The sequence below is a fragment of the Burkholderia sp. 567 genome (genome assembly GCF_040545115.1).
In the GTDB taxonomy this organism is placed as follows: domain Bacteria; phylum Pseudomonadota; class Gammaproteobacteria; order Burkholderiales; family Burkholderiaceae; genus Burkholderia; species Burkholderia ambifaria.
Genome location: NZ_JBEPLG010000009.1, coordinates 294,578 through 307,394, shown reverse-complemented (window position 1 = coordinate 307,394; position 12,817 = coordinate 294,578). Strand labels below are relative to the sequence as shown.

Sequence of the window (12,817 nt, the reverse complement as noted above, 5' to 3'; positions counted from 1 at the left end):
TAATTGCCTCTCCGGCTAACGGTGGAAGTTGCCATGGAAACGTATGTGGGTCTCGATGTCTCGCAGAAGGCGACAGCGGTATGCGTAGTGGACAGGGACGGCGGCGTGGTCTGGCGTGGAACTGTAGCTTCGAATCCTGATGCCATCGCCGACACTATCAAGCAGCAGGCTCCTGAACCCAAACGCGTTGGTATGGAAACAGGGCCGCTTGCGGTGTGGTTCTATCACGGGTTGCGCGAAAGGAATGTTCCTGTCGATTGCATTCATGCTCGCCATGTCCATGCCGCGCTCGCAACGCAGCTAAACAAGACCGATAGCAACGACGCTCATGGCATCGCGCAACTCACGCGTAGTGGCTGGTATCGCGCGGTCGAAATCAAGAGTATTGCCAGCCATGAAGTCCGACTACTCCTCGGCGCGCGTAGCCAACTGATCAGTATGCGCACCAGCTTGTACAACCAGATCCGGGGTGTGCTCAAAACCTTCGGCGTTGTGCTGCCTCCAGGAACACGTAGCACTTTCGAGAGGCTCGTCGAAGAGCGTACGCCATCGACATCACTGATCCGCGGGGTGATCGGTATCCTGCTCGACAGTTGGAGGCATATTGACGGGGAAGTTCGCGAAACCGACCGCGCGCTCCAGCGAATTGCACGCGCAAGTGATGTCTGTCGACGCCTGATGACCGTTCCGGGCGTCGGCGTGACAACGGCAGTCGCATTTGCTGCTGCAGTCGACAATCCGGAACGATTCCGCCGTGTCGGCGACATTGGCCCGTATCTCGGGCTGACGCCAAAAAAGTATCAATCAGGCGAGGTGGACCACAACGGTGGAATATCCAAGACAGGCTGCAGGCTCACCAGACACATGCTGTTCGAGGCGGCGTCGGCCCTGATACTGCGTCACAAACGCGACTGCGCACTCCGACGCTGGGCGCAATCATTGATCCCCAGGATCGGCTTGCGCAAAGCGCTGGTCGCAACCGCGCGCAAACTCGCCACGCTATTACTCTCAATGTGGAGAAGCGGGAAGGAATTCAACCCGGGATAACCGAGTACCTGCGCTCGTAACTCCTTCGCTTGCGCAACTGTCGCACTGGTTCATTCAGGCTGATTACGTCGCCGCAACGATTCCTTGACGCGCTTTGCGGAAAAACCGCGGCAATCACATCGGAACGTTGTAGCGACATCTAACGGCACGTTGTGGCGCGAAAGCGACCACGAAGACGACAAGGAAACGGCTGGTCTGAACCTTATCTAGGAGCAGGACCTATTGACAGCAATTAGACGACAAGCGCATCTATCGTCTGTACCGTGAGGCAGGGCTGGCTGTGCGGCGCCGTCGCAAGCGCCCCGGCGTAATGATTGAGCGCGAGCAACTGGCATTGCCGGGCGCACCCAACGAGGTGTGGTCAATCGATTTCGTGATGGATGCGCTTTCCAACGGCCGGCGCGTGAAGTGCCTGACCGTCGTCGACGACTTCACGAAAGAGGCTGTCGACATCGTCGTCGACCATGGCATCTCAGGTTTGTATGTCGCTCGGGCATTGGACCGTGCAGCTCGCTTCTGTGGCTATCCCAAGGCGGTGCGAACAGACCAGGGACCCGAATTTACGAGCCGCGCGCTTGACCAGTGGGCGTATGCGAACGGCGTCACACTGAAGTTGATTCAGGCGGGCATCCTCGAGCGCATGAGCGCCGCAGCACCCGAGATCATCGCCGCGCCGGCGCTGCTGCGCGAGTTGCGTGCGCGCGGCTAGATCTGCCTCAATATCCGCTGATCACGATCCGCAAACCGGCACTTTAGCTGTGCAGCTAAAGTGCCGGTTTTCGCTAAGGAAAGCCTTATTCCTGGATCAGGGGTTGCGGTTCCTCGCATCTTTCGTCCACGCCGGTGCCATCATCAATGGTGACCAAGAGATTGATCTTGTAGTGCACCGCCAAATTTATCTTGGCGGGGCAAGGCTTTTACATTGATTTTCGACGTCAGTTTACATTGACTTACGATACGCCCCTGATTGCAAGTCCATGATATTGCATACGAAATTCATCATAGAACTTTTGGCCACGACAGCATCTCCTGGCCAACTTTGGGTTCGTCGCGGAATTCCGCAGACGTTTGTGCGCGGCCCCGGGGAACGTGATGCTAAGCGATTGCGGGCCTTCTTCGACTCAACTCGTGAGTTGATTACAGACCCGATTCGACTCGCGATCTGAGATGGAATCGTGGGCGACCTCGGTGGGTTCATGACGGCGTTTCAATGGGAGCGGGAGATGGTTGTGCAGCTTGTCGGCTGATCAATCGGTTATCCGAACCCTAGGGCTGACGTATTCGCGTCAAGGGGCAGACCAGGGAAAGGGGGACGATTTTATCGGATGGGGTCGGCTCGATCCGCTCGCCTATCTGAAGGACGTCCTCACACGCTTGCCGACCCACAAGGCCAGCGACATCGACGCGCTGCCGCCGCATCGCTGGCAGCCTCTCTCGACCGCCGCCTAAACTCGCTCGTCAAGACGCGTTGGCTGGCCGTACCGTCAAGGGGCCGCGGTTCGAACAGGAAATCACGGGCAGCGCAGGCTCAATATTTCCCGTGGAAGTTTTATGGTTCAAGGAAGCGATACACAGAAGCTATTTGGGGAATCGTTCGCCGGATGGAACTGGTTCTATTGCAGATATCGAGGCGCGCAGCGGAAGTTAAGTGGGGAATCCCTCGGAAGTTTTATGGTTACCTCAACACCTGGCCGTTCGGCCAGGGTCAGCGCGCCGGCGCGGCGAGGCGGACGGCCGGGGAGCCGGTGGTCGCGGCGACAGGATCTGCGGGTGAGGCGGCCGGGGCGGGCGGAACGAGATTCGCGTAGCGCGCGTCGGTCAGCGTGCCGAGGAACGCGACGATGTCGTCGATTTCGGCGTCGGTCAGCGCGGGCGGCGTGCCCGGACGGCGGTTCATCGGCGTCGAATTGACGTTGATGTTGCCGCGATACGCGGCCGGCACGTCGTCGAACGTTCTGGCGCCGTGATACCAGTGGCGCGGATCGGTCGAGCGCGTGTTGTAGAACGCGACCGCATCGCGCAGCGTGGTGAACACGCCGTTGTGCATGAACGTCTGCTTGATCGCGACGTTGCGCAGCCCCGGCGTGCGCAGGTAGCCGCACCATTGCGTCGGTTCGGGCCAGCGCAGCCGCATGGCCGTGTCGCACAGGCCGTTGTCGAAATGGCGCGGATCGCGGTTCGCGGGCAACGCGCGATTACGCGGCACCGCGATCGCGTCGTAGCCGAAATCGGTGAAGAGCGAGCGCTCCGGCCGGCTCGACGTCTCCGACAGCGTGTGGCAGCTCATGCAGTTGCCCTTGTCGGGATTGCGGAACAGCGCCAGACCGCGCATCTCGGCCGGCGCGAGCGGCTTGCGGGTGCGCAGGAATGCGTCGAAGCGCGACGTGAACGGCGCCATGTCGTCGCTCTGCAGATAGGCCTCGACGGCCGACCCCAGCGCGCGCACCAGTTGCTCGGGATCGCGCCGCACCGACGCGCCGAAGCGGGCGGCCAGATCGCCCGCCAGTTCGGTGCCGTCGACCTTGCGCAGCAGCGCGGCCGGCGACCGGTTGTTCATCTCGTTCGGATCGAACAGCGGCCCGCGGATCTGTTCGGCGAGCGTGTCGGCGCGGCCGTCGCTGAAAAGCCCGCCGAATGGCGACGGCGCGGGCGCATCGTCGTCCTGGTAGAAGTGGCGGCGCGGCACGTAGCGCACGTAGAGCAGCGACGGCGCGTTGCGCTGGCTGAAACGTCCGTGGCGGCTGCCTTCCGGCACGCCGGGCCCCGCGAGCGAAGCGGCCGACAGCGTCGGCGCGAATGCACGCGCCGGATCGTGGCAGCCCGCGCACGACATGCCGCGCGGCTCGGACAGCCGCGGATCGAAGAAGATCCGGCGGCCGAGCGCGACGAGCGTCGGGTCGGGCGCGAAGCGGGCGGTTGCCGCGTCGACCTTGCCGGTCACCTGCGGCGTGCCGTTGCCGATCGTGTCGACGACGCGCGACGGCGGGGCGCCGGGGAGCAGGACCGTTTCGGACGGCGCGGCGTGGGCCGCGAGCGCCGCGCCGGCGAGCACGGCGGCGGCAAGTAGGCGTACCGTGCGGCTGCGGCTGCGGCTGCGGCTGCGGCCGGCGACCGACGCCGAAGCGGAACCCGAACGCTCGGCGCAGGTGGCCGACGACACCGAAGCGGAAGCCGAACGCCCGGCACAGGCGGCCGACGAAACCGAAGCGCAAACCGAACCCTCGGCGCATGCGGCCGACAAAACCCGCCGCTTCCCCGATCCGCCCATCCGTCGCCGGCGGCCGCCCGAATCCGTCGACCCCGTCAAACCATCATGCAATCGAACTTCGTCGGTCACGGCGCGATGAACCCCGTCTTGTCGCAGGCGAGCGTCGTGCCCGACTGGTCGCACGACGCGAGCAGCTTGCCCGCCGCCGAATACGCACGGAACACCCAGCCCGTCGCCGGCGCCGCACGTCGCTCCATGATCAGGAAGCCGAAGCTGTTGTTGTGCGACAGCCGCTCGATCACGACGCCCGGCGCGGGCGTCAGGCCGGCCGGGAACGGGTCGGGCAGCGCGACGTCGAGGTTGTCGCCGCCGTTGCCGGACACGATCGTCGCCGGATGTCCGGACGAGAAGTTGATCGCCTGGAAATCGTGCACGTGCCCGTGCAGCGCGACGTGGACGCCGGGCGGGTAGTACGCCTGCGCGTTCAGGCTCGACATCACCGACTGCAGCGCGAGATTGCCCGGCGCGGGCGTGCTGCCGGCGATCGGCGCGAACGCGAGGATCGGATGGTGGTTCGTGAAGATCGTCGTCGTGATGCCGGCCTTCGACGCGAGCGACGCGACCGTCTGGAACTGCTTCTGGTAGATCCGGAATTGCGCGTCGGTCGTCTTCAGCGGATTGCGGCCGACCTTCGCGGTGTCGAACACGATCACCTGCGAGCCGCCGCCGAGCGACACCGCATAGGGATCCGAGTAGTTCGCGTCGTTGTCGTTGGCCGGATCGTTGCACGAACGGGCCGCCGAATACGGGCGCGGATCGAGGAAGCGGTACCAGCCCTGGCCGGCCCGCGCGCATTCCTCGTGGTTGCCGCGCACGACCACCCACGGCGCCTTCGCGAACAGCGGCGCGGCCGGGCGGAACAGGTCGGCCTGCCACGTATCCCAGCCGTAGCCCCACGGGCTGTCCTTGCAGCCGGCGATGTCGGGCGGGCACGCGTTCTCGCGATAGTGATAGTCGCCAACATGCAGCACGAGATCCGGCGACAGCTTCGCGACGCTCGCCGCGATCGTGTCGAACGGCCAGACCGTCGCGTCGTTGCACGCCTGCCATGCGTTGTCGGCCTTCTTCATCCGGCAGCCGGTGTCGGCGATGATCGCGATGCGCTGCGGCTGTGCTTTCGGCAGCGGCAGCGCGCGACCCGCGACGCTCGCCGTCTGCGCATCGGCCGGCAGCGTCGTTTCGCACACCGACACCGGGAAGCTCGACGGTTTCGAGTCGGCGGGATCGCTGGCGGTCGGGCGCTGCGCGACGGTCGCGGCGCCGGCGCGCAGCGTCATGCGCGACAGCTTGCCGTCGACGGACAATTGCGGACACAGCGGATCGCTCGCGGAAGCCGGGCTGTAGTTCGTGATCACGCGCGCGATCGCCTGGCTCGCATCGCCGATCTCGACCCACGCGGCCTGGACGTTGATCGCGGCGCTGGCCGGGTCGGCGGGCGTATCGATGTGGTTCGAGCACGCGGACAGTGCCGCGAGAGCAACAAGCGGAGCGCAACGCACGAACAGTGCGCGAGAGAGGAGTCGTCGCATGGGAGGCACCGTAGGAAAGCCGTCAACGATACGCAGCGTGAATGTAAGAAATGTGAAACGCGTGGTGTGACAAGCGCCCGGCGCGCGAGTGGTGCCGCGGTCGCGGGCTTGACCTCAAGTCGGCTTGAAGCAGCATAGTGTGCATCTCGGTCAACGAGGCAGGAAAAAGGAGAATCGACGATGGAAGAGAACCGGGCAAACGAAGCGCAGTCTGCGCTGTGGAACGGCCCGTCGGGGCTTGCGTGGGTCGACGCGCAGCGCTCGCTCGACCGGATGTTCGAGCCGTTCGAGACACTGCTTGCGGACGCGGCGGTGGCGGCGTCCGCACGCCGCGTGCTCGACGTCGGCTGCGGCACCGGCGCGGTGACGCTCGCGATTGCACGGCGGCTGGGCGCGCATGCGCACTGTACGGGCGTCGACATCTCGGCGCGGATGATCGCCGCCGCACAGGCACGCGCCGAGCGCGAGGGCCTCGCCGCCAGCTTCGTGCCTGCCGACGCGCAGACGCATGCGTTCGCGCCGGATCAGTTCGACATGGTCGTGTCGCGCTTCGGCGTGATGTTCTTCGACGATCCGGTGCGCGCGTTCGCGAACCTGCGGCATGCGGCGCGCGCGAACGCGCAACTGCGATTCGTCGCATGGCGCAGCGCCGCCGACAATCCGTTCATGACGACGGCTGAGCGTGTGGCGGCGCCCTTGCTGCCGAACCTGCCTGCGCGGCAGCCGGGCGCACCGGGACAATTCGCGTTCGGCGACCGGGAGCGAATCGCGTCGGTATTGTCGGACAGCGGCTGGGCCGATATCGCGATCGAGCCGATCGACGTCGCGTGCGCGTTGCCGACGGCCGCGCTGGACGACTACGTCACCCGACTGGGGCCGGTCGGGCTCGCGCTTCGGGAAGTGGATGACGCGACGCGTCGACGGGTGATCGAGACGGTTCGCGCCGCCTTCGAGCGGTACGTGCAGGGCGCGGACGTATGCTTCGATGCGGCGTGCTGGCTCGTCGCGGCGCGGGCGCCGTTCGCATGACGCTTCAGTTTTGGTAGAAGGCGGCGGGCCGTGCAAGGCCAGGTATCAACTGCGCCTTGCACGCAACATCAGCCACGCGCAGCCGGCCGCAACGAGCGCGAGCCCGAGCAGCACCGCCTCGACGCCGAGCGCGAAGCCCGGCGGCATCTCGCCGCTGTTCGGTATCGGTGACAGGTTCGCGGTCATCGCGATGGCGCCGCCGGCCAGCAGGGCGATGCAGGCGATCCAGTAGAGCTTGCCGCGCGGCGCGGCGGTGCGAATCCGCCACAACGCGAGACCGACGCCGCCGAAGTAAAGCAGCGCGAGCGTCGCGAGTGCGATGACGTCGCCAGTGCGATCGTGCACGAGGCCGCTCATTGCGCGGCTCCGTCGATCGTCGCGCACGGGCGTGACGGGGCGAAGGCGGCGCGGCCGACCTTTGGCTCGAGCGGGGAAGGTGTCGGGAGGCGGGATTCCGGCATGGCTGGCATTCAGTTGTGGGCGCAACGAAGCGCGACGCCGTCCGGCCGCGCGTGTCGCGCGCCGGACCCTGATACGGCGTGCGTCGACTGTACCGCGGTGTCAGGGCTGCACGAAGGGTCGTGCAGGAATCAACCTGACGGATTGTAAGTGATCGGGGCGAATGCGAAAACCGCCCGGGCTGCGCGGCAGGCTGACAACCCGGACGACGCACCGGCATGCGCATCGTCCGGGCAACAAGCAGCGGGCGATGCGCCGCCGCGAGCATTCAGAACGTCACGGCGATCCCGGCCATGCCGACGAACTGGCCGTGCGTCGTCGACGGCGTGAGCTGTTGCGAATCGCCGACGATCGGTGCCGCGTCGACGATATGGCCGGCGCCTTGCGCGCCGAGCGTCTGCCCGCTCGCATGCGTATACGCCTGCAGCGCATAGAGCGTCGTGCGCTTCGACAGGCTGTACGACTCCTTCAGCGAATACTGCTGGTAGCGGGCCGCGCCAGACACGCCGTTCGCCTTCGACGCGAGCGTGTACGCGAACGCGCCGGCCACCGAGAAGGTCGGCGTGAAGCGGTACGCGGCGAGCGCGCCGTAGGTATTGAACACGGCCGTATTCGTGAACGCGGAGCCGTTGCCCGGCAGGTACTTCACGTTCGAGTAGTTCAGGCCCATCGTCAGGTTGCCGAGCGTGTAGTTGCCGGCCGCCGCGACCTGCTCGACGGCCTTCGCGCTTAGATAGCCCTGGTTCAGCACGGATACCGCGAAGCTGCCCGACGCCGCGGTCGCCGGATTCAGGAAGCCGGCCGACGAACCCGAGCTGTTGATGCGCAGGTAGCCGGCCGCGATCCCGACCGGCCCGTTCGCATAGCGCAGCGCGGCGCTGAACGTGTTGCCCTTGCCGGTCGCACCGGCGATGCCGCCGAACGCATACATCGCGCTCGCGGTCAGCCCGGAGAGGGTCGGCGACGTATAGGTAACCGAATTGTTCACGCGGATCGTCGTGTCGAGGCCGTCGATATCGCCCGGATGCGCGCCGGTCGCGCCGGTCAGCCAGCTGCTCGACGCGTACGGTCCGACCAGCAGGAAGTACGGCGTGTACTGGCGGCCGGCCGTCACCGTGCCGTAATGGTCGTTGCGCAACCCGACGTAGGCCTGGCGGTTGAAGATCGTGCCGGCGGCTGCCTGCGCGCCGGTGTTCAGGTTGAAGCCGGCTTGCAGATCGAAGATCGCATGCGTGCCGCCGCCGAGATCCTCGTCGCCGCGCAGCCCGAACTTCGACGCATACAGGTTGCCGTCGCGCAGGTACACGTTCGAGTGGCCTTGCTGGTTGTTCACGTACGCAATCGAATCGTCGACCACGCCGTAAAGCGTCACGCTGCTCTGTGCATGGGCCGCACCAGCGCCGAACGACGCAGCCAATAAAATCAGGATTGCAAAACGATAGTGCGGGTAGTGCGGTGCATTCATCGTCTATCTCCATGTCACTTCAACGGGGCGGGAGGCTGAGTGGCCTCCTCTTTGGTAGGGGAGCGGGCCGCGGGTACGGCCCGCCCGATCAGGTTTCGCGTTCGCGCAGCCTTGCGCGATCAGTCGACGACCGCCACGACGATGCGACGCCACGCGCCGTCGCGCGCATCGTGCTCGACGCGCGCGACGCGCACCGCAAGCGCGCCTTGCAGTGACGCCGGCAGCAGGATCTCGACGCGCTCGGCGGGGCGGCGCATGCGGCCTTCCCAGCGGACCGACACGCCGAGTTCGCCCGATGCCTCGCGTCCGGTCTCGATGCGCCACAGCCCGTATTCGCCGTCGCGCCACGCTTCCGTTTCGCCGTCGTCCTCGACGCACTCGCCGTACGCAACACCGTCCTCGATGCGCGGCGCGACGATGAAGCCGCGTGTGTCGGCGCGTGCGCCGAACCGCTGCGCGGCGACGTTCAGCGGCAGCACGCGGCCTTCGCGCAACAGCATCACCGGCATGTCGAGCGGCGCGGGCAGCGTCACGCTCGCGCCGCCGTCGAACGACTGCGCGCTCGCACAGCACATCCAGCGTGCACCGGACGGCAGGTAGACCGTGCGCGCCGTGCGGCCCGGGTCGACGACCGGCGCCACCAGCAGCGCGTCGCCGAGCATCATGTCGTCGCATTCGTCGTAGCAGCGCGGGTCGCCGGGGAAATCGCCGAAGGTCGGCCGCAGCACGGGCTCGTAGCGCGTGGTCGACAGCCACAGCAGGTGGTAGAGATAGGGCAGCAGCCGGTAGCGCTGCTTGATCAGCGACGCGATCTGCGCAGTGATCTCGGGATACATCCACGGTTCGTTGACGGTGCCGTCGTCATTCCACGAATGGATGCTGAAGCGCGGCATGAAGATGCCGAACTGCACCCAGCGCAACAGCAGCTCGGGCGACGGCGCGGGGCCGGAGAAGCCGCCGATGTCGTGACCGATGTTCGACACGCCGGACAACGCGAGCCCGAGGCCCATCTTCAGGTTGTAGCGCAGCGTTTCCCACGACGTGTAGTTGTCGCCGGACCAGGTCTGCACATAGCGCTGCATGCCTGCGCCGCCCGAGCGCGACACGAGGAACGGCCGCCGCGCCGGCGCATGCGCGCGCTGCGCGTCGCGCGACGCACGCATCATCAGCATCGTCTGCAGCACCTTCGCCTCGCGCGCGGGGAACGGCTGGCCGAAGCCGTGCGCGATCGCGTCGGGCGACCAGATCTCGTATTCGTTGTTGTCGTTCCACGTCGACTCGATCCCGTAGTCGAGCAGCGCCGACGTGACCTGCTCGCGCCACCAGCGGTACGCGTCCGGCTGCGTGAAGTCGATATACGCACCGACTTCGTCCCAGAACTGCACCCACGCCGGCTCGCCGGACGCCGAGCGGATCAGCAGCCCGCGCCGCGCCGCGTCGTCGAATGCGGGGTGGTCGCGCAGCAGGCACGGCTTGATGTTCGCGCACAGCCGGATGCCGTGGTCGCGGTAGTGCTTTACGAAACCCTTCGCGTCGGGAAACTTCTCGCGGTTCCAGTTGAACACGTAGCGCTTCGCGCCGATCGACGTATAGCCCGACGACAGGTGGAACGAGTCGCACAGGATGTCGTGCGCGTCGCACTGCTCGACGAACTGGTTCATCTGCCGCTGCGCGTCCGGCGCATCGGTGTAGCTCATCGTCGAGCCCGAATAGCCGAGCCCCCATTTCGGCGTGCGCGCGGGGCGCCCGGTGAGCCACGTGAAGCGGCGCGCGGCCGTGAGCGGCGTGTCGGGCGACGCAATGAAGTAGTAGTCGAGATCACCGTGCTCGGCGACGAAGTAGCGGTACAGTCCGTGGTAGTTGTCGAGCTCGCGGCCCATGTCGAACGCGCAATCCGACAGCGTGTCGTAGAACAGCCCGAAGCCCTGGCATGCGTCGGGCGACCACGTGATGGTGAACGGGATGTGCTTGTACAGCGGATCCGTGTGCTTCGCGCTGTAGCCCATCGCGTCGATGTTGCGCATCTCGAAGCGTGCACCGGTGCGGTCGAGCTCGCCCGCGCGCTCGCCGAGACCGAACACCTTGTCGCCGCGCTCGCGTGCGACGTAGTGATAGGCGCGGTCGTCCCACCAGCCGAAGTTGTACGCCTGCGTCGCGCGGTCGGCGAGCACGACGCGCCACGCGCCGTCCGCGCCGCGCATCGACCACGCGCAATGGCCGCCTTGCCGGCGCACGGCGAGACGGACCTGCGCGGTCTCGATGCGCACGTCGAGGTCATCTTCAGCGAACTCATAGGCCGGCAGCGCGAAGCCGCTCAGGTCGAGACGATCGCGCCCGTCGAGCGGCACGTCGTCGAGGCCCGGCGCGATCGTCCACGTGCGCGGGTTGCGCACCGTCGCGTCGGGCAGCACGCGCACGCGCACGATGTCGTCCTCGAGCACGAAGATCTCGAGCGTCGCGCCCGCGTCGGACGCGAGCAGCACGCGGTTCGCCTGCCGGTCGGCGACGCGGAACACGGGCGGATGAAGGAGCGAAGTCATGAAAGCGATTCCTGGTGAGAACGGATGTCAGGCATGCTGCGCGAGCAGGCGTTCCTGCTTCGACTGCCCGCGGATCAGCACCGCGAGCAGCGTGACGCCGATGATGTCGAACAGGCCGAGGCACGCGAACAGCGGCGCGTAGCCGATCTTGTCGGCGAGCGCGCCGACCAGCAGCGAGAAGCCGAGCCCGCCGATCCACGCGGCCATTCCCGCGAAGCCGCTGGCGGTGCCGACTTCCTCGGAATCGAACACATCGGCCGACAGCGTGTTGACGAGTGCGGAGATCATCTGGTGCGCGAAACCGCCGACGCAGAACAGCGCAATGGCCGTGTACGGCGACGACACGAGCCCGATCGTCGCCGGCCCGAGCATCAGCACCGCGCCGAGCGCGACGCCCGCAACCCGCGACCACACGAGCGGTAGACTGAACCGTTTCGCAAGGTAGGGCGACAGGTAGCCGCCGGCTATGCCGCCGAGGTCTGCCGCGAGGAACGGCATCCACGCGAAGATCGCGATCTCCGTGAGCGCCATGTGGCGTTCGGTCGCGAGATACAGCGGAATCCAGAAGCTGAAGGTCTGCCATGCCGGTTCCGCGAAGAAGCGCGGCAGCGCGATCGCCCAGAAGCGGCGCGCGGTGACGACGTCGCGAATCCGGCGCTTCGACACGGCCGGCATCCTGGCCTGGCCGTCACTGATCAGCGTGCGCTCCTGCGACGTGATGCGCGGATGCTCGGCCGGCGACCGGTACTGCGTGTACCAGAGCACGGCCCACGCGAAGCCGAGCGCGCCGGTGACCATGAACGCGGATTGCCAGCCGAACCGCATCGATAGAAACACGACGAGCGGCGGCGCGATCGCGGCGCCGAGCGACGTGCCCGCGTTGAAGTAGCCGACCGCGACGGATTTCTCGCGATCGGGAAACCATTCGGCGACGGCCTTCATGCCCGACGGAATCGCCGCGGCCTCGAACAGCCCGAGCAGGCCGCGCAGGATGCCGAGCGACAGCCAGCCCGACGCGAAGCCGTGCGCGACGCCGACCACCGACCACAGCATCGCGAACAGCGCGAAGCCGAGCCGCAGCCCGATCAGGTCGACGATGAATCCGCACACCGGCTGCATGATCGTGTAGCCGATCTGGAACGCGCCGACGATGTACGAGTACTGCTGCGTCGAGATCGCGAACACGTGCTTCAGTTCCGGTGCGAGCACCGCGAGGGAATTTCGTGCGAGATAGTTGAGGATCGTGCCCAGACATACCAGCACGATGATCCACCAGCGCAACGCCTTGACTGTCTTCACTGCTGTCTCCTGATTCATGCAAATCCGCCCCGCTGGGGCGCCTTGCTCAGTCTTATTCATACGATGTCCGATCTTCGCGGCTGCCGATTTGCCTGATTCTGGGGCGGAAAAGCCGTGTTCGCTCGAACATCCGGCTGTAATCGAAAGCTACGTTATCTGACGACTGATCATTTTCGAACAT

9 protein-coding genes and 2 pseudogenes are annotated in these 12,817 nt (G+C 66.1%); 5 read left to right on the top strand and 6 right to left on the bottom strand.

Annotated features, from left to right (window positions below):
- Positions 1-33 precede the first annotated feature (33 nt).
- From ABIC50_RS25755 to ABIC50_RS25745, 3 genes and pseudogenes are all read left to right on the top strand, one after another.
- A complete protein-coding gene (locus tag ABIC50_RS25755; RefSeq protein ID WP_175763417.1) occupies positions 34-1,047 on the top strand; it encodes an IS110 family RNA-guided transposase in 1,014 nt (337 codons plus the stop codon).
- A gap of 232 nt (positions 1,048-1,279) precedes the next feature.
- Positions 1,280-1,675: pseudogene (locus tag ABIC50_RS25750) on the top strand (DDE-type integrase/transposase/recombinase); the annotation flags it as partial.
- 710 nt (positions 1,676-2,385) lie between these two features.
- Positions 2,386-2,496: pseudogene (locus ABIC50_RS25745) on the top strand (transposase domain-containing protein); the annotation flags it as partial.
- Between the two features lie 256 nt (positions 2,497-2,752).
- Here the strand turns inward: ABIC50_RS25745 and ABIC50_RS25740 are convergent.
- Complete coding sequence (locus ABIC50_RS25740) at positions 2,753-4,099, bottom strand: cytochrome-c peroxidase (RefSeq protein ID WP_354167782.1); 1,347 nt, start codon at positions 4,097-4,099, stop codon at positions 2,753-2,755.
- A gap of 22 nt (positions 4,100-4,121) precedes the next feature.
- Between ABIC50_RS25740 and ABIC50_RS25735 the strand changes: the two genes are divergently transcribed.
- Positions 4,122-4,394 (top strand): hypothetical protein, encoded by a 273-nt coding sequence (locus ABIC50_RS25735; protein WP_354167780.1) that lies wholly within the window; start codon positions 4,122-4,124, stop codon positions 4,392-4,394.
- Here ABIC50_RS25735 and ABIC50_RS25730 read toward each other — a convergent pair.
- Positions 4,381-5,844, bottom strand: a complete 1,464-nt coding sequence (locus tag ABIC50_RS25730; protein ID WP_354167777.1) for a metallophosphoesterase family protein — start codon at positions 5,842-5,844, stop codon at positions 4,381-4,383. The two genes, ABIC50_RS25735 and ABIC50_RS25730, sit on opposite strands and share 14 nt — an antisense overlap.
- Before the next feature lie 180 nt (positions 5,845-6,024).
- On the opposite strand from ABIC50_RS25730, the gene ABIC50_RS25725 reads away from it, so the two are divergent.
- Positions 6,025-6,873 (top strand): class I SAM-dependent methyltransferase, encoded by an 849-nt coding sequence (locus tag ABIC50_RS25725; RefSeq protein ID WP_354167775.1) that lies wholly within the window; start codon positions 6,025-6,027, stop codon positions 6,871-6,873.
- A gap of 45 nt (positions 6,874-6,918) precedes the next feature.
- Here ABIC50_RS25725 and ABIC50_RS25720 read toward each other — a convergent pair whose 3' ends face one another.
- The 4 genes from ABIC50_RS25720 to ABIC50_RS25705 all read right to left on the bottom strand — a co-directional run bounded on the left by ABIC50_RS25720 (position 6,919) and on the right by ABIC50_RS25705 (position 12,636).
- Entirely contained in the window at positions 6,919-7,230 is a 312-nt protein-coding gene (locus ABIC50_RS25720; RefSeq protein ID WP_105832692.1) for a hypothetical protein, read from the bottom strand.
- Between the two features lie 370 nt (positions 7,231-7,600).
- A complete protein-coding gene (locus tag ABIC50_RS25715; RefSeq protein WP_354167772.1) occupies positions 7,601-8,797 on the bottom strand; it encodes a porin in 1,197 nt (398 codons plus the stop codon).
- A gap of 119 nt (positions 8,798-8,916) precedes the next feature.
- Positions 8,917-11,337: a glycoside hydrolase family 31 protein gene (locus tag ABIC50_RS25710; protein ID WP_354167769.1), complete on the bottom strand. Its 2,421-nt coding sequence runs from the start codon at positions 11,335-11,337 to the stop codon at positions 8,917-8,919.
- 27 nt (positions 11,338-11,364) lie between these two features.
- Positions 11,365-12,636 (bottom strand): MFS transporter, encoded by a 1,272-nt coding sequence (locus ABIC50_RS25705; protein ID WP_175659406.1) that lies wholly within the window; start codon positions 12,634-12,636, stop codon positions 11,365-11,367.
- Positions 12,637-12,817 lie beyond the last annotated feature (181 nt).

Coding starts and splice junctions, on each gene's coding strand:
- ABIC50_RS25755 (WP_175763417.1), top strand. CDS start 34: ATGGAAACGTATGTGGGTCTCGATGTCTCGCAGAAGGCGACAGCGGTA.
- ABIC50_RS25730 (WP_354167777.1), bottom strand. CDS start 5,844: ATGCGACGACTCCTCTCTCGCGCACTGTTCGTGCGTTGCGCTCCGCTT.
- ABIC50_RS25725 (WP_354167775.1), top strand. CDS start 6,025: ATGGAAGAGAACCGGGCAAACGAAGCGCAGTCTGCGCTGTGGAACGGC.
- ABIC50_RS25720 (WP_105832692.1), bottom strand. CDS start 7,230: ATGAGCGGCCTCGTGCACGATCGCACTGGCGACGTCATCGCACTCGCG.
- ABIC50_RS25715 (WP_354167772.1), bottom strand. CDS start 8,797: ATGAATGCACCGCACTACCCGCACTATCGTTTTGCAATCCTGATTTTA.
- ABIC50_RS25710 (WP_354167769.1), bottom strand. CDS start 11,337: ATGACTTCGCTCCTTCATCCGCCCGTGTTCCGCGTCGCCGACCGGCAG.